The organism is Paraburkholderia sp. BGA-UO-ETr-F12 (assembly GCF_059567945.1).
The window spans coordinates 1-18,951 of the sequence record NZ_JCAQOZ010000032.1 but is presented as its reverse complement, the minus strand read 5'-3'; the positions used below and the strand labels follow the sequence as shown (position 1 = coordinate 18,951).

19 protein-coding genes are annotated in these 18,951 nt (G+C 63.2%); 12 read left to right on the top strand and 7 right to left on the bottom strand.

Translation table 11 applies throughout. The features are described 5' to 3' along the window. Positions 1–99 precede the first annotated feature (99 nt). The 7 genes from AC57B6_RS15205 to AC57B6_RS15175 all read left to right on the top strand — a co-directional run bounded on the left by AC57B6_RS15205 (position 100) and on the right by AC57B6_RS15175 (position 5,986). A complete protein-coding gene (locus AC57B6_RS15205) occupies positions 100–1,110 on the top strand; it encodes an ABC transporter permease subunit (protein ID WP_028198547.1) in 1,011 nt (336 codons plus the stop codon). A gap of 6 nt (positions 1,111–1,116) precedes the next feature. Continuing rightward, on the top strand, positions 1,117–2,034 hold the full coding sequence (locus AC57B6_RS15200) for an ABC transporter permease subunit (RefSeq protein ID WP_028198548.1): 918 nt from the start codon (positions 1,117–1,119) through the stop codon (positions 2,032–2,034). A 1-nt stretch (position 2,035) separates the two neighbouring features. Beyond that, on the top strand, positions 2,036–3,040 hold the full coding sequence (locus tag AC57B6_RS15195) for an ABC transporter ATP-binding protein (protein WP_496421649.1): 1,005 nt from the start codon (positions 2,036–2,038) through the stop codon (positions 3,038–3,040). After that, complete coding sequence (locus AC57B6_RS15190; RefSeq protein WP_028198550.1) at positions 3,037–4,056, top strand: peptide ABC transporter ATP-binding protein; 1,020 nt, start codon at positions 3,037–3,039, stop codon at positions 4,054–4,056. The genes AC57B6_RS15195 and AC57B6_RS15190 overlap by 4 nt, the downstream gene beginning before the upstream one ends. Further along, positions 4,049–5,200: a TraB/GumN family protein gene (locus tag AC57B6_RS15185; RefSeq protein WP_496421648.1), complete on the top strand. Its 1,152-nt coding sequence runs from the start codon at positions 4,049–4,051 to the stop codon at positions 5,198–5,200. Before AC57B6_RS15190 ends, AC57B6_RS15185 begins: the two co-directional genes overlap by 8 nt. 180 nt (positions 5,201–5,380) lie before the next feature. Then, positions 5,381–5,686: a BrnT family toxin gene (locus AC57B6_RS15180; RefSeq protein ID WP_106355173.1), complete on the top strand. Its 306-nt coding sequence runs from the start codon at positions 5,381–5,383 to the stop codon at positions 5,684–5,686. Positions 5,687–5,728: 42 nt separating this feature from the next. Beyond that, positions 5,729–5,986 carry a BrnA antitoxin family protein gene (locus tag AC57B6_RS15175; protein WP_030102352.1) on the top strand — a complete coding sequence of 86 codons (258 nt, stop codon included), beginning with the start codon at positions 5,729–5,731 and terminating at the stop codon, positions 5,984–5,986. Here the strand turns inward: AC57B6_RS15175 and AC57B6_RS15170 are convergent. The 6 genes from AC57B6_RS15170 to pxpB all read right to left on the bottom strand — a co-directional run bounded on the left by AC57B6_RS15170 (position 5,983) and on the right by pxpB (position 12,453). After that, the gene (locus AC57B6_RS15170) at positions 5,983–7,788 is read right to left on the bottom strand and encodes a tetratricopeptide repeat protein (protein WP_496421647.1); all 1,806 of its coding nucleotides are present in this window, start codon (positions 7,786–7,788) and stop codon (positions 5,983–5,985) included. The genes AC57B6_RS15175 and AC57B6_RS15170 overlap by 4 nt on opposite strands. 213 nt (positions 7,789–8,001) lie before the next feature. Next, positions 8,002–8,958: a DUF979 domain-containing protein gene (locus AC57B6_RS15165; RefSeq protein ID WP_028198553.1), complete on the bottom strand. Its 957-nt coding sequence runs from the start codon at positions 8,956–8,958 to the stop codon at positions 8,002–8,004. Continuing rightward, positions 8,955–9,704, bottom strand: coding sequence for a DUF969 domain-containing protein (locus tag AC57B6_RS15160; RefSeq protein ID WP_028198554.1), 750 nt, complete (start codon positions 9,702–9,704; stop codon positions 8,955–8,957). Before AC57B6_RS15160 ends, AC57B6_RS15165 begins: the two co-directional genes overlap by 4 nt. A gap of 274 nt (positions 9,705–9,978) precedes the next feature. After that, entirely contained in the window at positions 9,979–10,731 is a 753-nt protein-coding gene (pxpA, locus tag AC57B6_RS15155) for a 5-oxoprolinase subunit PxpA (protein ID WP_028198555.1), read from the bottom strand. 19 nt (positions 10,732–10,750) lie between these two features. Next, positions 10,751–11,803, bottom strand: coding sequence for a 5-oxoprolinase subunit C family protein (locus tag AC57B6_RS15150; RefSeq protein ID WP_028198556.1), 1,053 nt, complete (start codon positions 11,801–11,803; stop codon positions 10,751–10,753). After that, positions 11,800–12,453 (bottom strand): 5-oxoprolinase subunit PxpB, encoded by a 654-nt coding sequence (gene pxpB, locus AC57B6_RS15145; RefSeq protein WP_106355175.1) that lies wholly within the window; start codon positions 12,451–12,453, stop codon positions 11,800–11,802. The genes AC57B6_RS15150 and pxpB overlap by 4 nt, the downstream gene beginning before the upstream one ends. A gap of 204 nt (positions 12,454–12,657) precedes the next feature. Between pxpB and AC57B6_RS15140 the strand changes: the two genes are divergently transcribed. After that, positions 12,658–13,170 (top strand): winged helix DNA-binding protein, encoded by a 513-nt coding sequence (locus AC57B6_RS15140; RefSeq protein WP_074281926.1) that lies wholly within the window; start codon positions 12,658–12,660, stop codon positions 13,168–13,170. Positions 13,171–13,228: 58 nt separating this feature from the next. Here the strand turns inward: AC57B6_RS15140 and AC57B6_RS15135 are convergent, their stop codons facing one another. Beyond that, positions 13,229–13,771 carry a 5-formyltetrahydrofolate cyclo-ligase gene (locus AC57B6_RS15135; protein ID WP_496421646.1) on the bottom strand — a complete coding sequence of 181 codons (543 nt, stop codon included), beginning with the start codon at positions 13,769–13,771 and terminating at the stop codon, positions 13,229–13,231. A 77-nt stretch (positions 13,772–13,848) separates the two neighbouring features. On the opposite strand from AC57B6_RS15135, the gene AC57B6_RS15130 reads away from it, so the two are divergent. The 4 genes from AC57B6_RS15130 (at position 13,849) to AC57B6_RS15115 (ending at position 18,768) form a co-directional block, all read left to right on the top strand. Next, positions 13,849–15,816 carry a lytic transglycosylase domain-containing protein gene (locus tag AC57B6_RS15130; RefSeq protein WP_496421645.1) on the top strand — a complete coding sequence of 656 codons (1,968 nt, stop codon included), beginning with the start codon at positions 13,849–13,851 and terminating at the stop codon, positions 15,814–15,816. 81 nt (positions 15,817–15,897) lie between these two features. Then, a complete protein-coding gene (locus AC57B6_RS15125; protein ID WP_028198561.1) occupies positions 15,898–16,851 on the top strand; it encodes a complex I NDUFA9 subunit family protein in 954 nt (317 codons plus the stop codon). A gap of 34 nt (positions 16,852–16,885) precedes the next feature. Continuing rightward, entirely contained in the window at positions 16,886–17,539 is a 654-nt protein-coding gene (locus tag AC57B6_RS15120) for a glutathione S-transferase family protein (RefSeq protein WP_496421644.1), read from the top strand. Next, positions 17,536–18,768: a multifunctional CCA addition/repair protein gene (locus AC57B6_RS15115; RefSeq protein ID WP_496421643.1), complete on the top strand. Its 1,233-nt coding sequence runs from the start codon at positions 17,536–17,538 to the stop codon at positions 18,766–18,768. The genes AC57B6_RS15120 and AC57B6_RS15115 overlap by 4 nt, the downstream gene beginning before the upstream one ends. Positions 18,769–18,951 lie beyond the last annotated feature (183 nt).

Sequence of the window (18,951 nt, the reverse complement as noted above, 5' to 3'; positions counted from 1 at the left end):
CGCACGGTTAGAAAACTGGTCGAAATGGTCCGGCGGCCGGGGTCACAAGCCCTCGTCGCCGGTTGCGTTTTTTCTTCATCAAGACCATAGGGACGAACCATGTTCCGCTTCGTTTTGCGCCGCATCGGCATGGTGATACCGACCTTCATCGGCATCACGATCCTCGCGTTTGCGCTGATTCACCTGATCCCGGGCGACCCCATCGAAGTGATGATGGGCGAGCGCGGCGTCGATCCCGCCATGCATGCCGCCGCGCTGCATCGTCTCGGACTCGACGAGTCTTTGCCGATGCAGTACATCCACTATGTCGGCCGCGCCTTGCACGGCGACCTCGGCACCTCGATCATCACCAATACGAGCGTGATGGGCGAATTCCTCGCACGCTTTCCGGCCACCATCGAACTGTCGATCTGCGCGATGCTGTTCGCACTGATCGTCGGTCTGCCGGCCGGCGTGTTCGCGGCGCTCCGGCGCGGCACGGTGGTCGATCACGGCGTGATGGGCACGGCGCTGACCGGCTACTCGATGCCGATCTTCTGGTGGGGTTTGATCCTCATCATGTTCTTTTCCGTCGATCTCGGCTGGACGCCGGTGTCGGGCCGCATCGCGGTCGAATACGACATTCCGCATGTGACCGGCTTCATGCTGATCGACGCATTCATGTCCACCGATGAAGGCGCATTCAAATCCGCGCTCAGCCATCTGATTCTGCCGGCCATCGTGCTCGGCACGATTCCGCTGGCGGTCGTCGCGCGCATGACGCGTTCGTCGATGCTCGAAGTGCTGCGCGAGGATTACATCCGCACGGCGCGCGCGAAAGGCTTGTCGCCCGCGCGCGTGATCATCGTGCATGCGTTGCGTAACGCGCTGATCCCGGTCGTGACCGTGATCGGCCTGCAGGTCGGCACGCTGCTGGCCGGTGCGGTGCTGACCGAGACGCTGTTTTCGTGGCCGGGTATCGGCAAGTGGCTGATCGACGCGATTGGCCGGCGTGATTATCCCGTGGTGCAGGGCGGTATCCTGATGATCGCTACGCTGGTGATCGTTGTGAACCTCGTCGTCGATCTGTTGTACGGCGTGCTGAACCCGCGCATTCGCCATACGAGGTAACTGGCCATGGCAGACATTCAAAACACAGTCCCCCAGTCGGTCACGCCACCCAGTGGCCGCGCAATAGCCGCCCGTGAATTCTGGGCGAATTTCTCACGTAACCGTGGCGCGGTCGCCGCCGGCATCGTCGTGCTGGGGTTGATCTTCATCGCGATCTTCGCGCCGTTGATCGCGCCGCATAGCCCGATCGAGCAGTATCGCGACTTCGTCAAGATTCCGCCCGCCTGGCTCGACGGCGGCAACTGGAAGTTCATTCTCGGCACCGACGAAGCGGGCCGCGACATCCTCTCGCGCCTGATGTACGGCGCGCGTCTGTCGTTCTGGATCGGCTTCGTCTCGGTGGTGCTGGCGCTGATTCCGGGCATCGTGCTCGGTCTGATCGCGGCATTCTTCGAGAAGTGGGCCGACACGCCGATCATGCGCATCATGGACGTGCTGCTCGCGTTGCCCTCGCTGCTGCTCGCCGTAGCGGTGGTCGCGATCATCGGTCCGGGTCTCGTCAACACGATGCTGGCGATCGCGATCGTCGCGTTGCCGGGCTATGTGCGTTTGACGCGTGCTTCGGCGCAGGGCGAATTGCAGAAAGAGTATGTGACGGCTTCGCGTGTTGCAGGCGCGAGCACGCTGCGCTTGATGTTCTCGCAAGTGCTGCCGAACTGCACCGCGCCGTTGATCGTGCAGGCTACGCTGGGCTTTTCGTCGGCGATTCTCGATGCCGCGGCGCTTGGCTTCCTCGGTCTCGGCGTGCAACCGCCGTCGGCGGAGTGGGGCGCGATGCTGGCCTCGGCGCGCGACTATATCGACAGCGCCTGGTGGATCGTCACGATGCCGGGTCTTTCCATCCTGATCTCGGTGCTCGCCATCAATCTGCTCGGCGACGGGCTGCGCGACGCACTCGATCCCAAACTGAAACGGATGGCCTGAAATGACCAGTTTATTGACCATCCGCAATCTGGCGGTGAATTTCAACGGCCTGCCCGCCGTTGACCGGATCAACCTCGATGTCGCGCCGGGCGAAGTTGTCGGCGTAGTCGGCGAATCGGGTTCGGGCAAGAGCGTGACGATGATGGCGCTGATGGGCCTGATCGACGCGCCGGGCAAAGTCACCGCGGACGAAATCACCTTCAACGGCAAGAATCTGCTGAAGGCAAGCGCAAGAGAGCGCCGCAAGATCATCGGCAAAGACATCGCGATGGTGTTCCAGGACGCGCTCACCAGTCTGAATCCGAGCTACACGGTCGGCTATCAGATCAAGGAAGTGCTCAAGCTGCACGAAGGTCTGCGCGGCAGCGCACTGGACAAACGCGCGCTGGAGTTGCTCGACCAGGTCGGCATTCCCGACCCGAAGGGCCGTATCGGCTCGTTCCCGCATCAGATGTCGGGCGGCATGAACCAGCGCGTGATGATCGCGATGGCGATTGCCTGCAACCCGAAGCTGCTGATCGCCGATGAGCCGACCACCGCGCTCGACGTGACGATCCAGGCGCAGATCATGGAGTTGCTGATCAAGCTGCAGAAGGAACGCGGCATGGCGCTCGTGCTGATCTCGCACGATCTGGCCGTGGTGTCCGAGGTCGCGCAGCGTGTCGCGGTCATGTACGCTGGCGAAGTGATCGAAACCAACCGCGTGCCGGATATTTTCGCGGCGCCCCATCATCCGTACACGGAAGCCTTGCTGGCGGCGATTCCCGAGCACAATGTGGGCGCGGTGCGGCTCGCCGCGCTGCCGGGCATGGTGCCGGGGCGCGACGACCGCCCCAAAGGTTGTCTCTTCGCGCCGCGCTGCAAGTATGTGGTCGACGATTGCATGATGGCGCGCCCCGCGTTGGCGCCGATGCAAGGTCACGCCGAAGTGGCGCGTGTGCGCTGCATCAAACCCCTGAACCTGAGCGGCGACGCCAACGTTCACACCCATGGAGGCGCACGATGAACGCAGTATTCGAACCGCGGCGCCAGTCGGACCATGCGGGCGATCACGTGCTGGTTGCCGACAAGCTGGCGCGGTACTACACGGTCAAACGCGGGCTGTTCGCGTCCGGCACGGTGAAGGCGCTCAACGGGGTTTCGTTCGCACTCGAGCGCGGCAAGACCCTGGCGGTGGTCGGTGAATCCGGCTGCGGCAAATCGACGCTCGCGCGGCAACTCACCATGATCGAGGCGCCCAGCGCGGGCCGCCTGCTGATCGACGGTGAAGACGTGGCCGGCGCCGATCACGCGAAGATCGCCGCGCTGCGGCGGCGCGTGCAGATGGTGTTTCAGAATCCGTTTGCTTCGCTGAATCCACGCAAGACTGTCGAGCAGACGCTCGGTGAACCGCTCGCGATCAACACGCAACTGAGTTCGACCGAGCGTGCCGAACGGATCGCGCAGATGATGCGCACGGTCGGCCTGCGTCCGGAGCATGCAAAGCGTTATCCGCACATGTTTTCGGGCGGTCAGCGTCAGCGCGTGGCGATTGCGCGCGCGATGATTCTCGATCCGCAGATCGTGGTCGCCGATGAACCGGTGTCCGCGCTCGACGTGTCGATCCAGGCGCAGATTCTCAATCTGTTCATGGATCTGCAGGAGCAGTTCAAGACCAGCTACGTGTTCATCTCGCACAATCTGTCGGTGGTGGAGCACATCGCCGACGATGTGATGGTGATGTACTTCGGCGGCGTGGCGGAGCTCGGCGACAAGAAGCGGATTTTCTCGAACCCGCGTCATCCGTACACGCGTGCGCTGATGTCGGCCACGCCTTCTATCTTCGAAGCGGATCGCACCATCAAGATCAAGCTGCAAGGCGAAATGCCTTCGCCGCTGCATCCGCCGTCGGGCTGCACGTTCCATCAGCGCTGCCCGTACGTGATCGACCGGTGTCGCAGCGAAGAACCGAAGTTGCGTGAAGTGGATGGCCGTCAGGTGTCGTGTCACCGTGCCGAGGAGGTGGGGGACGTGGATGCCTGATGCAGTGGCGGCGCGTCGTCTTACGCGCCGCTCGCGTGATGACGGCCGCCACGTTGCTTTTGCGCGGCGCTGGAGAGCGCGTGCACTGACCGGTGCCGTGCTCCTCGGCGTTTGTGCTGTTTTTCATTTGAGCGTGGCGCCAGTCGGTGTCGCGCATGCCGCCGGGGCGGCCGCCAATACGCCTGCTCAGGCAGGGCGGCCGGCAATGCCGGTGCCCAATCTGCCGGCTCCGCCGCGCGCCACCCTGCCGGGTTTCAATCCCCCGCCCGCCACGCCGGGCACTACCGCGAGCGGTCCGGTGCGTTTGCAACCGGCGCGTATGCCGTTCTATGTCGCGACACGCGGCACCACGACCATCTACGTGCTTGGCACGTTGCACGTCGGCGATCCCGCCGACTATCCGCCCCAGCAGCCGTTTCGCGCACCGATTCTCGGTGCGCTGGCCGCTTCGCCGACATTGGCGCTCGAACTCTCCCCCGACGAACTGCTGGTCTCGCAAGACGACGTGTCGAAGTACGGCGTGTGCCGCCGGGACTGCCTGCCGGGTCTGCTACCCGAGCCGCTGTGGCGCAAACTGGCCGCGCGTCTGCGCGGCAATCCGGCGGCGCTGGATGAAATCAAGAAGATGCGGCCGTGGCTCGCGTCGCTGGTGGTCGAAACCTACGATTCGTTGAGCGCCGGCCTGCAGACCGAGTACGGCACGGAAGCACAGTTGCAGAACGTCTACATCAGGACGCGCGGCAAGATCGTCGGCCTCGAGACGCTGCATCAGCAGATGCGCGCGTTCACGGGGCTTACGCTCGCGCAACAGCGCGAAATGCTCGCGCAGGACCTGGTGCAGACGCCCGCGGAAAATGTCGACGATGTGAAGACGCTGCATCGGCTGTGGCGAGTGGGGGACGCCGACGCGATTGCGGCCTGGCAGGCCGCGAAGTCCGAAAAGCTGGCGCGCGACAAGCGCGTCTCCGATTCGATCGACAACAAGATCGTGTACGAACGCAACCGGCGCTTCGTGTCGCGGATGCTGCTGATCGCCGGGCCGAACAAACCGGTGTTCGTGGCGATCGGCGCCTTGCATCTGGGCGGCCGCAAGGGTGTGCTGCAGTTGCTGCGGCAGCACGGGTTCGTGGTCGATGCGGGATGAGTGTCGTCCAGCCATGCGCTGGATGTCGTGACTCACTGCAGTGGTTCACTGCAGTCCTAACCGGGGTAGGCCGTTCGGCCAAGGCCGGAACCGGGAATTCAAACCGCCAGTCCGATGCTGACGTGCGCCGCAAACTGCTCGCGGCGCGCCGGCCATAGCTCTCTGCATATGCTATGATGTATGTACAAACGTAAATACGGGTGGCGTGTGCGTTTTGAGTGGGACGAAGTCAAAAATCAAATCAACATCCGCAAGCATGGCATCGATTTTAGAGATGCCGTCAACGTGTTCGATCATCCGGTGTTGACCGCGATGGACCAGCGGCAAGACTACGGTGAGGATCGCTGGATTGCATTAGGTTGGATGGCCGCCATCGTAGGCGTGGTGGTGTACGTTGAATGCAGTGCGGATGTGGTCCGTATCATTTCAGCCCGCAAGGCGACGAAGCACGAGGTCAAGCGCTTCAAGCAGAGCGTCTGGAATTGACTCACGCGGTGGCAATGACAGTAAACGAGCAGAGGCGAAACTATGGGCAAAACGTCAGGAACCGACTGGAAGCGGCTTGCAAAGACGAACGACGCGCAAATCGACACAAGCGACGTGCCGGAATTGGGTGACGATTTTTTTGACCGTGCCGAGTTGCACGTTCCGCCGAAACAGGCCGTGACAATGCGCCTGGATGCGGACGTACTGAACTGGTTCAAAGAGCAGGGCGCGGGTTATCAGACGCGCATCAACAAGTTGTTGCGCGCCTACATGCTGGCGCAGCAGCGCCGTCGTCCTTAAGGCGCGGTGTCGCGTAATTCTTCCGACACCCGCTGGACCACCTGCGCCCAATCGCCCAGAACTGTCTGCCGGAATAGTTTCATGGTCGGATACCACGGCGAATCGCTGCGCTCTTCGAGCCAGCGCCAGTCCGAGTTGGCGGGCAGCAGCACCCAGACCGGTTTTCCCAGCGCGGCGGCAAGGTGAGCCACCCCAGTGTCCACTGCAATCACCAGATCGAGATTCATGATGAGCGCGGCGGTGTCGTCGAAGTTGTGCAGATCGGCGGTGAAATCGTGGGCCCGGAAAGTTTTGGGTGCATCGGCCAGTTGATCGTGCGCCGGGCCTTTCTGCAGCGCGTACCAGGCAATGTTTTTTACTTCGCTTAGCGCGGCCAGGTCGGCGAGAACCACCGACCGATAACGATCGTTGCCAAACGTCGGACTGCCGGCCCACACCAGGCCCACTTTGCGCTTCGATTGGTCGGCGGCAGCCACCCGTTTGCGCCATGTCTTGATCTTCGCCTTGTCGGCGAACATGTACGGTACGGCAGCGGGAATGGTCGACAGTTCGGTGCCGACGCACGACGGCACGCTCATCAGCGGCACCCAGAAGTCGTACTCGCTATCGGGCTTGCCACTGAACGCGCGATGTACGCCAGGAATGCGCCCGACCAGCGGCAGCAGCGGCTCGCGCACACAGATGTCGACCGTGGCGCCCCGCCGTTCGAGTTCGCGCGCATAGCGTAGAAACTGGAAGTGATCGCCGAAACCCTGTTCGCCGATCACCAACAACCGGCGCCCGTCGAGCGGCTCGCCACGCCACTCGGCGACGTTCGGCACGGCGATCGCTTCGTAGTCGCGCTTGCGCCAGCGCTTTGCAAACTCCGCCCAACCCTGCTTGTAATCGCCACGCTTGAGCAACAGCCAGGCGATGTTTTGATGCGCGTCTGCGTAGTCGGGGTCAAGCGCCAGCGCATGGCGGTAGGGACCTTCTTCCTCGTCGAGACGGCCTTGCGCGCCAAGCGAGCCGCCAAGGCAAACCAGATTGGTTGGGTTCGGCTTGAGCGCAACTGCCTGCCGATAATGGGCTTCGGCTCCGGCGTAGTCGCCGAGCTTGCCGATCACACTGCCGAGGTTGACGTGCGCTTCGGCGTAACTGGGGCGCAACAGCAGCGCTTGTTGAAAGCTGGCAATCGCAGCGCTGTGATTGCGCTGCGCGGTGTGTGCATTGCCCGCGTTAAAGTGCGCTTCCGCCGATTGCGGGTCGAGTGTCAGCACCTCCTGATAACACGCGAGCGCTTCGTCGTAGCGGTCGAGCTTGCTGAGCGCGGTGCCGAGGTTCAGAAGCGCGTCGATGAACAGCGGGTCCGCGGCAAGCGCCAGGCGATATTGCCCGATCGCTTCGTCGAACGCGCCTTGCGCCTGCAGCGCGACACCGAAATTGTTGCGCGCGTCGGCGAAATCAGGCTGCAACTGCAACGCCTGGTCGTAGCAGATCATGGCTTCCTGCGGATGGCCGAGGGCGGCGGCCACGAGGCCGCGGTTACTCCAGCAGGCGGCATTCGTGCGATCGAGCTTGAGCGCCTCGCTCATCAGCTCCGCGGCAAAGCTATGGTTGCCGCGCTGATGCTGGAGCACGCCGAAGTAGTGCAGCGCCTGGGCCTGTGCGGGATCGAGCACGAGGGCTTCGCGATAGAGCGGTTCGGCGGAATCGAGCCTGCCGGCCAGGTGTTCTTCGAGCGCGGCGTCGAGCACCGAGGCGAGGTAAGCGGAGGGTGATGTACCGGTGCTCGCGGTATCGGATTGAGGTTGATGTTCCATGAGGGCCTGCTGGAAAGCGCCGGCGGCATGCGTTACCCGCGCCGGCACGTGTGGATGGGAGACCATCCACCAGCTTATGTTTTCGCCCCTTTCCTGAGGATCGGACGCCTCCGAATTCGGCGGCGTCCATTCGCCACGGTCTATGGAACTACACCGGCCAGCGCGACAATCCGGCGCGATACCGGCACTTCTCGCGTGGCCTGGCCAACATTCTTACAGGAACATCAGGAAATTCAGCAGGAAGATGTTCACGACCAGCAAGGTCAAGGCGGTCGGCACCTGCACCTTGATCACCGCATTCTTGTCCGGCAATTCCAGAAGCGCCGCCGGCACCATGTTGAAATTCGCGGCCATTGGCGTCATCAGCGTGCCGCAGTAGCCCGAGAACATGCCGATCGCGACCATCACCGCCGGATTGCCGTGGAACACGCCGACCAGAATCGGCACGCCGACGCCCCCCGTCATCACGGGAAATGCGGCGAAACCGTTGCCCATCACCATCGTGAAGAGCGCCATGCCGATGCAGTACACAGCCACGGCGATAAACCGGTAGTCGAGGCTGATGTAGGCCGTGGTCACGTGAGCAACCGCCTTGCCGACGCCGGCATCCGAGAACACGAGGCCGAGCATGCCGAGCATTTGCGGGAGCACCGCTGCCCATGACAACGCATCGACCAGGCGGCGCGCCTCTTTCATCGACTGGCCGACGGTGTCGCGCGTCATCACGCAGGCAATCGCCAGCGCGATCACGCAGCCGATGCCGAAGCCGATCAGCGTGACGTTGGCCTTCTCGATCAACGGTATGCCGCCGAAGATCAGATGGCTGGCCGACAGCGTAATGATCACGGTGACGACCGGAATCGTCAGCGCGGGCACGAACAGCTTGTTGCCCAGCCGCGCGGCGCTAGCCTTGCGCGCTTCGAGCGACAGCAGTTTCGGCTTGGCCGCGGTCACACCGCCGAAGCCCGCTGCGAGCGCCATCACGATGACCAGCACGCCGACCACGGAGGCCGGCAGCTTGTCGCCGATCAGAAAGATCAGTGCGTAAAGAATCCAGAAGCCGCCGGCGGTGAAGCGGCGCGGATGCTCCTTGTCCGTGACGATCATGCCGCCAATGACGAGCAGCACCACGCCCAGCAGCCAGAACAGATAGGTAATCGTGAGCGTCATGCTTTGTCTCCAGCGGCGGGTTGCGTCGGCGAAACGGATGCGGTGTTCGCTGCGGCATTGCCGCGCAGTTCGCGCTCAAGCCTGCGGTCGAGCAGATAGAGGCGGAAGCCGTGAATGATGAAGGCGCAGATCGCGGTCGGGATGCCCCAGACGGCCACGTGAATCGGCTCGACGACGATGCCTGCTTCTTTCAGGAAGGTCGTCATCAGCACGATTGCGCCGAACGCGACGAAGATGTCCTCGCCGAAGAACAGGCCGACGTTATCGGTCGCCGCCGAGAAGGCGCGCAGCTTGAAGCGAACCGCGTCGCTGATTTTGCCGAAGCGCGTTTCAGTCGCGCCTTCGGCCATCGGTGCGATCAGCGGACGCACCATCTGCGGATGCCCGCCTAGACCGGTCAGGCCGACAGCGGCGGTCAGTTCGCGCACCAGCAGATAGACGATCAGCAAACGTCCCGCGGTCGCGGCTTTGATGCCGCCGATCCACGCCTGCGCGCGCTCGCGCAGGCCATGCCGCTCGAGCAGACCGATCACGGCCAGCGGCAGCAGGATGATCAGCGGGATATTGCGGGTCTTGATGAAGCCGGTGCCGATTTCGGCGAGGATCTTTTCAGGCGGGAAGTGCGCGGCCAGACCGGTGATGATCGCGGCAACCGCCACGATCAGCATCGGATTGAACCGTAATAAAAAGCCGACGATGATGACGGCCACGCCAATAAGCGGCCATAGACTGACTGTTGTCTGCATCTGGATCTCCAAACAGGGTTTCAACCTCGCCGCTTGTGGCGGCTAACGTGTGCCGGCGCTTGCTGATCCTCGCGCCGTTTTGTTGCCACGGCTCTTGCTGGCCGCGTTGCTTCGACTACACCTGCACCTGCTGCTTCTTGTTATTCGACGGTGTTGTTCCACTCGGGGTACCGCAAACTCTCCTGCACCTGGCAAACGCCCCGCAAGGAGCGGGGCGTTCAGGGCACGGCAATGGGTCGACTCACGCTGACGGGTTCATGCGAGTCCGCGCGGCTCACACGCTCGCGGCGCCCGCCGCGTGTACTTCAATGCCGGCTTCCTCCAGCGCGCTGCGGATGCGCCGTGCGAACGCCAAAGCGTGCGGACCGTCGCCGTGCAGGCAGATGGTTTGCGCGTTGAGCGGCACCCAGTGTCCGTCCACCGCCTGCACGCGGCGCTCCCGCACCATGGCGAGCGTGCGAGCCAGCACCACTTCTTCGTCGTCTAGCAGCGCGCCAGGCTCCTTGCGCGGCACCAGCGAGCCGTCGGCGCGATAGCCGCGGTCGGCGAATACTTCTTCTACGGCGATCAGGCCTATTTCGCGCGCGGCGGTCACGAGGCCGCTGTTGGCCAGCGCGAACACGGCGACTGACGGATCGAAATCATGGACCGCCGAGACGATCGCGTCGGCGATCTTCGCGTCGCGCGCAGCCTGGTTGTAAAGCGCACCGTGCGGTTTGACGTGCGCGATGCGGCCACCCTCGGCCTGCGCGATGGCCGACAGTGCGCCGAGTTGATACAGCACGCCCGCGTAGATCTCGCTCGCCGGCAGGTCCATTTCCTTGCGGCCAAAATTCTCGGGATCGTTGAAGCTTGGATGCGCGCCGATCGACACGCCTTTTTGCACCGCCCACCGCACGCAGTCGCGCATCGCATTGGCGCCGCCGGCGTGCCAGCCGCACGCGATGTTGGCCGAGCTGACGAGGTCGAGCAGCGCCTCGTCGGAGCCGCAACCTTCGCCGAGATCGGCGTTCAAATCGATTTCCATGGTGTTCCTCAACTAAGTGTTACAGCGCAGCGAGCGCCGTCTGGCGCGCGCAGCGTTCCTCGTGCATGGCGATCGCGGCGTCGATCTGCCGCAGATACGTACGTTCTTCCAGTAGCGCCTGACGCGCCTCGTAGACTGTCGTCGGGATGAAGCGGATGGCGGCGTTCAGGCGAACCTGGGCAAGCTTCCACAGGTCGGCCTGAATCACGGCGCCGATCTTCGGATAGCCGCCGGTGGTCTGCGCATCGCTCATCAGCACGATCGGCTGGCCGTTCGGTGGAACCTGAATCGTGCCGGGCAGCACCGCATGCGAGAGCAGATCGCTTTTCTCGCTGCGCTTGAGTTGCGTGCCGGCGAGACGGTAGCCCATGCGGTTGCTGTTTGGCGTAACCAGCCATTCGTCGGACCAGAACGATTCGTGCGCCGCTTCAGTGAAGCTGTCGTACTCGGGGCCCTGCAGCACGCGGATCGGTACGGCCCACGGCACGCCGGACGGATGCCGGCCGCGCCGCAGCGGCTCGTGAACCAGCACGAACTTGCACCAGGCCGGCGCTTTCACGCCGAACTCCGGCGCTTCCGGGGTGAAGCCGAGATGGCCGCGTTGGGGCGGCGCGCCGACCGGCAGACGATCGCCGTCGCGCAGCGCCCGGCCGCCGAGTCCGCCGAACTGGCCGGCGAGATCGGTACTGCGCGAGCCGAGCATCGGCAGAACGTCAATGCCGCCGGCGATGCAGACGTAGCCGCGCATACCGCGTTTGGCCGCCTGCAGAACCAGTTCCTGACCGGCCTGCACGGGCAGGCTCCACCATGAATAGACCGGCTTGCCGTCGAGCGTCGCACCGAATTCGGTGCCGGTGATGGCCACACGCGTGGCACGCAGAAAGCGCAGCACGGTCGGGCCGAAGGTAATTTCCAGGCCGGCCGCATCGGGCCGGTTGCCGACCAGCCGGTTGCCGACTTCGAGCGACAAACGGTCGAGCGCACCGCCCATCGCGACGCCGAGGTGTCGGTAGCCGTGGCGGCCGAGGTCCTGAATCGTAGTCAGGAGGCCCGCGCGGATCACATCGATCATGCGTGTATCCCCGCAACGGTAAAGCGCACCCGGTCGCCCGGTTGCAGCAGCGTGGGCGGGCGCCGGGCCGGATCGAACAGCGGTAGTTCGGTTCGGCCGATCAACTGCCAGCCGCCGGGGGAGGTGGCCGGATAAATGCCGGTCTGCTCACCGCCGATGCCGACCGAACCGGCCGGCACTTCCAGCCTCGGCGACGAACGGCGCGGTGTGTGCAGCGTTTCGTCGAGCCCGCCCATATAGGCGAAACCCGGCTGGAAACCGAGAAAGAACACCACATACTCGCCCGCTGCATGACGTTGCACGACCTCGCGCACGCTCAGGCCGGTGTGGTCGGCGACCACCCGCAGGTCGGGTCCGAACTCGCCACCGTATTGCACCGGGATCTCGACCTCGCGGCCGGTTGCCGGCGTGTCGCTCACCGCGTCCCAGGCTGCTTGCAGGTGGTTCACCAGCGCGTCCCGGTCGGCTTCGAGCGAATCGAATACGAGCGTCAGATTGTTCATGCCCGGCACGACCTCCAGCACATGCGGCCAGTCGCGCGCGGCCTCGGCAGTGGCCCACACGCGCCGCTGACATTCCAGCGTGGCAGGCGGCGGCGCCTCGCAGACTAGCGCGGCATCACCGAACGGAAAGATTCTTGGCTGGCTCATTGCTCAATGGCCCTGGTCGAGTCGCAATTGTCGAACATATCGGACCCCGTGGTGTTCGTCTGGATGGGGCTGCGATGTTTGGAGAGTACATTATCAATAAAATATCGACAAATTATCAATAAGCGTTTTCGCCAGGCTCCCGGGAAGGGGTTGCTCGTCGTACACTCCCGACACCTTCCCTTCGTGCTTTCGAGAAACATCACCATGTCGCGCCACCCTACCAAGATCGTCTCTTCGGAACATCTCGTGTCTGACACAAGCGCGGAGTTATCCGAGCTCGAGTACGCACTGATCATGGCTGGCAACGCGTTTAACCGCTGGATGGTGCGCTGCATGTCGGCGGCCGGCGAAAAAGACATGACCGCGATCGAAGTTTCGCTGCTGCACCACGTCAGCCATCGCGAACGGCGCAAGAAGCTGGCCGACATCTGCTTCGTGCTGAACATCGAAGACACCCACGTCGCCACCTACGCGTTGAAGAAGCTTGTAGCTAGAGGGTATGTAAAAAGCGAAAAGACCGGCAAGGAAGTGTTCTTCTCGGCCACCGATGCCGGCCGGGAACTGTGTCTGAAGTACCGCGAGGTGCGCGAGAGCTGCCTGATTTCGACGCTGAAGGAAAGCGGCATGACCAATGAGCAGATCGGCGAGGCGGCGCAATTGATGCGCAATGCGTCCGGACTGTACGACACGGCCGCGCGGGCAGCGGCGTCTTTATAACGGGGTGCGGCCGCTGGGCCGACTGGAGGGCGCGCCGCGCGCCGTGCCCGTCAAACGCTTAATCCGCCGCGGATGGGTAGCAGCCGGCTTCCGTCACGATCAGATCGAGCGGGATGTCGTGGGTCTCGCGTTGCAACGCGTCCGTGCGGCACGCTTCATACGCGACGCCGAGCGTGACGGGTTTCTTCGCTCCCGGCCAGCCGGCAAGCGTGCGATCGTAGTAGCCGCCGCCGTAACCGAGCCGGTAGCCGTCGGCGTCGAAGCCGAGGCACGGCACAAATAGCAGATCGGGAATGACGACGCGCCCCGAGGTGGGCTCGGCGATCTTGTGATGGCCGATCTTCATCGGCGTATCCGGGGCCCATGCGTGAAATTCGAGCGGTGCGCCGCGCTCCTTGACGATCGGTAAGCTCGCCTCGCGTTGCGCGTCTGCCGCGAGCCAGACCGCGATCGCGGCGCGCGCGTCGAATTCGCCTGTCAGCGGCCAATAGAATCCGACACTGCTCACGCCGTAGTGCTTCAACGCGTCGAGAATCCGGCGGCCGAGCGCGGCATTGCGTGCGGGCTCGGAAGCCGCTTGTAGCCTTGCTTCCAATAGCATTCGACGCAGCGCCTTTTTCGATTCTGCGACGGGGTTGCATGCTATGCTTGGGATCAATTCGCGCTCCAGAAACAACGATGTCAAAACGCCTCTATCAAGTATATCGCGCGGTCGCTCTGGCGCTTGGCGCCGCGGCACTCGTCGCATGCAGTACGGCCTCCGCCATCAAGCCCGTTCCCCTTTCTCAGCTTACGAACGACGACCAGATTTTCGTCCAGCTGCGCGAAGCCGCCCGCTCGAACGACGCGGCGCGTGCCGCGCAACTGGCGAGCATGATTCCGAACTATCCTGCGCCTTCGTATCTGGAGTACTTCCAGATCAAGCCGCAGTTGTTCGATTCCAGCGGCCATGCACGGATCGATGCGCCGGATGCGCCGGTGCTGGCGTTCCTGCAGAAGTACGACGGCGAGGCCATTGCCGACCGCCTGCGCAACGACTACCTCACGGTGCTCGGCGCACGTCACGACTGGCGCAACTTCGATCAGCAATACGCGGGCTTCGTGCTGAACGACGATACGCAGGTGAAGTGCTATGCGCTCGAATCGCGTGCTGCGCGCGGCGAAAACGTTGCCGACGCGGCGCGTGCGCTGCTGGTCGATCCGAAGTGGTACGGCGACGGCTGCGTCGATCTGATTACGTCGCTGGCGGTCAATCAGCAATTCACGTCCGACGACGTGTGGCAGCAGATCCGTCTCGCGTACGAGCAGAACTACACCAGCACCGGCAGCAAGCTTGTCGATGCGCTCAGCAACCAGCCGCCCGACCCGGTGCTGTTCGGCCAGGCCACGAGCACGCCACCGTTGTTGCTGGCACGCGGCGTCGGCCCGGACACGCAGTCGCACCAGCTCGCGTTGCTCGCGATCACGCGCATGGCGCGCAACGACCCGGCCATGGCCGCGGCCACGTTTGCTTCGGTGGCGCCTTCGCTGAGTTCACCCGAGCGGGCCATCGGCTGGGGCACGATCGCCTACCAGGCCGCGGTCAAGCAGATGCCGGGCGCGGTCGACTGGTACCGTCTCTCGGTGAATGCGCCGTTGTCGAACCCGGCGTACGAATGGCGCACACGCACCGCGCTGCTTGCGGGCGACTGGACAATGGTGCGCTGGTCGATCGAACAGATGCCGGCGGCGCTGCGCACCCAGCCGTCGTGGGTGTACTGGCACGCCCGGGCCCTTAAGCAGGCTGGCGACACGACCACCGCCAACCAGGAATTCGCGTCGATCTCGCAAGGCTTCAACTTCTACGGCCAGCTGGCTTCGGAAGAGCTGGGTCAGAAGATCACCGTGCCGCCGAAAACGACTGTGACCGACGCGGAAATCCAGCAGGCCGGCAACACGCCGGGCTTCGATCTGGCGCAGCGGTTCTATGCGCTGAATCTGCGGCTCGAAGGCAATCGCGAGTGGAACTGGCCGCTGCGCAACATGAGCGACCGGCAACTGCTCGCTGCGGCCGAATACGCGCGCCGGATTCAGTTGTATGACCGCACCGTCAACACGGCCGATCGCACGAAGAGCGAACACGATTTTTCGCTGCGTTATCTGTCGCCCTTCAAGGACATCGTGGAGCGCGACGCGCAGTCGAACGGGCTCGACGTCGAATGGGCATACGGGCTGATTCGCCAGGAGTCGCGCTTCATCATGAACGCGCGCTCGGAAGTCGGCGCGAGCGGTTTGATGCAGTTGATGCCGGGCACCGCGCAGCTGGTGGCGAAGAAGATCGGCCTCGGCCCGATTTCGCGCGAGCAGATGAACGACATCAACACCAACATCCTGCTCGGCACGAACTACCTGTCGATGATCTACAATCAATTCGACGGGTCCGCCGTGCTGGCCACCGCCGGTTACAACGCCGGTCCCGGCCGTCCGCGCAACTGGCGGCAATCGTTGCAGCGTCCGGTTGAAGGCGCGATCTTTGCCGAGGCGATTCCGTTCCAGGAAACGCGCGACTACGTGAAGAATGTGTTGTCCAATACGGTCTACTACGCGGCATTGTTCGAAGGCCGTCCGCAATCGCTGAAGGCGCGTCTGGGTTATATCGCACCGTAAGCGCTGGGCCGCCGCCGTGTCACTCTGATGCGGCGGTGCGCCACGCCAGCCGTTGCCGCGGCTTCCACCAGGGAGTCGAAAATGCGACACCAAGCCATTGCGGTCATCGGCGGTTCCGGTTTTATCGGCAGCCATCTCGTCAATGCCCTCGTTGAAATGGGCAAAGACGTGCGCATTGCCACCCGGCGCCGCTACAACGCCCGCCATCTCACCCTGCTCCCCATCGACGTGATCGAAGCCGACGTGTTCGATCCGGTGCAACTCGCACGTTTCGTCGAAAACGCCGATTGCGTCATCAACCTGGTTGCCACGCTGCATGGCAAACGCGGGACACCTTATGGTCCGGATTTCGCGCGCCTGCACGTTGAGTTGCCGAGTAAAATCGTTGCGGCGTGCGAAGGCAAGGGCGTGCATCGCCTGATTCATATCAGCGCGCTCGGCGCCGATCCGAATGGGCCCAGCATGTACTCGCGCTCCAAGGGTGACGGAGAAAAGGCCGTGCGTGCGGCGAATCTGGCGTGGACGATTTTCCGGCCTTCCGTTGTGTTCGGTCCGGAAGACCAGTTTCTGAACAAGTTCGCGTTCTTGCAGCGGATGTTCCCGGCGATTCCCCTTGCCATGCCGGATGCGAAATTCCAGCCGGTATATGTCGGCGACGTGGCGAAGGCGATCTGCAACGTGCTCGATCTCGATGCAGCGAGCGGCCATACTTACGAACTGGGCGGTCCAACCGTCTATACCCTCGAAGATCTCGTCGAGTATTGCGGCGAGGTGATTGGCCGGCACGCGCGGATCATTCGCCTGCCCGAAGCGTTGGCGCGCTTGCAGGCGTTCACGTTCGAAATGGCGCCTGGCGTACCGGTGATTTCGCGCGACAATCTCGATTCGATGAAAGTCGACAACGTGTTGAGCGGACCGCTTGCGCCTGAACTCGGCATCGAACCCGTCAGCATCGAAACGGTCGCGCCCATCTATCTGACTGGCGCGTCGACGCGGTCACGTTTCGATACGTTTCGCGCCAGCGCGGGGCGTTGAATTTTTTATCCACTCCCTTATACAAAGATAGAGCATGAAGCTGCTTATCGGTGACAAGAACTATTCGTCGTGGTCGATGCGTCCGTGGCTGCTGTTCAAGCATTTCGGCATCCCCTTTGAAGAGGTGCTGATTCATCTGAATGAACCCGGTACGAAGGCTGCGATTCTGGCTTATGCGCCGACGGGTCCGGGCAAGGTGCCGTGTCTGATCGGCGAAGATGGGTCGGTTACGTGGGATTCACTGGCGATCGCCGAGACGCTGGCCGAGGGCTTTCCGCAGCATGCGCTGTGGCCGCGCGATCCGGCGGGACGGCGCCGCGCGCGCAGCGTGAGCGCCGAGATGCACTCGGGTTTCGGCGACTTGCGCTCGAACATGTGGATGAACATTCGCGCATCGTTTCCCGGCAAGAACGGCACACCGGGCGCGCTTGCCGACATCGCGCGTATCGAGGCGATCTGGAGCGAGTGCCTCACGACCTACGGCGGTCCGTTTCTGTTCGGTGAATTCAGCATTGCCGACGCGATGTACGCACCGGTGGCGATGCGCTTCAACACGTGGCAGCCGGCCTTGTCCGAAACGGCCGCGGCCTATGTGCGTCGCGTGACGGCGTTGCCGGCCGTGAAGGCCTGGATCGACGACGCGCTTCGCGAAACGCACACGATTGCTTATCAAGACGTATGCCCATGAATATCTACGCGGTCGGCGGCGCGATTCGCGACGAGCTGTTAGGCGTGCCGGTGCAAGACCGCGATTACGTGGTGGTCGGCGCGACCCCTGAGCAGATGGTGGCGCAGGGCTATCGTCCCGTGGGCAAGGATTTTCCGGTGTTCCTGCATCCGCAGACGCATGAGGAATACGCGCTCGCCCGCACTGAGCGGAAGACGGCGGCGGGGTATCACGGCTTCCAGTTCTTCTACGCACCGGACGTCACGCTTGAAGAGGATCTCGCTCGCCGCGACCTGACGATCAATGCGATGGCGCGCGAAGTGCGCCCGGACGGTGAGTTGACTGGTCCGGTGATCGACCCGTTCAACGGCCGGAGCGATTTGCAGGCGCGTCTGTTTCGTCACGTCAGCGATGCGTTTCTTGAAGATCCCGTGCGGATTTTGCGGATTGCGCGGTTCGCGGCACGTTTCGTTGATTTCACGGTGGCGCCGGAGACGATGGCGCTGATGCGCAAGATGGTGAGTCAAGGCGAGGTGGACGCGCTGGTAGCTGAACGCGTGTGGCAGGAAGTGTCGCGCGGCTTGATGGAGAAGAAGCCGTCGCGGATGTTCGAGGTGTTGCGGGAATGCGGCGCGCTGGCGCGGGTTTTACCTGAGATCGATGCGTTGTTCGGCGTGCCGCAGCGGGCGGACTATCACCCGGAAGTGGATACGGGTGTGCATGTGATGATGGTGGTCGACCATGCGGCACAGCAGGGCTATGCGTTGCCGGTTCGGTTCGCGGCGCTCACGCACGACCTGGGTAAGGCGACGACGCCGCCTGATGTATTACCGCGGCATATTGGGCATGAGGGGCGCAGCGTGGATTTGCTGAAGCCTTTTTGCGAGCGGCTGCGGGTGCCGAATGAATGCCGCGATCTGGCGGTGCTGGTGGCGCGGGAGCACGGGAATATTCATCGCGTGATGGAGATGGGGGCGGCCGCGTTGGTGAGGTTGCTGGAGCGTAGCGATGCTATTCGGAAACCTGCGCGGTTTGCTGAAGCGTTGCAGGCATGCGAGGCGGACGCGCGCGGGCGGCAGGGGTTTGAGATGCGGGAGTATCCGCAGGCTGAGCGGCTGCGGGTTGCGCTTGTTGCTGCGCGAGGTGTGGATGCAGGAGCGGTGGCGAAGAGGCTCGCTGACTCGCCTGGTGGGATTAAGGATGCAGTGCATCGGGAGCGCGTTCGCGCTGTTGAAGAGGTTCTTAAGTGAGGGTTGGGCCTGCTTGGCGGGTTTTGTTGTTGGTTTTGCTCTTTGGCCTTTTCTTGCTGGGTTCGTGGGGGTGTCAGAATTTCCGTGTTTAAGGCGTTTGGAGAATTACACGGGTGATCTGATGAAGCGATCCTGATAGAGGATAGCGAATTGGTTCATGGCCGTCTTCCAGTCGTGAGCTGC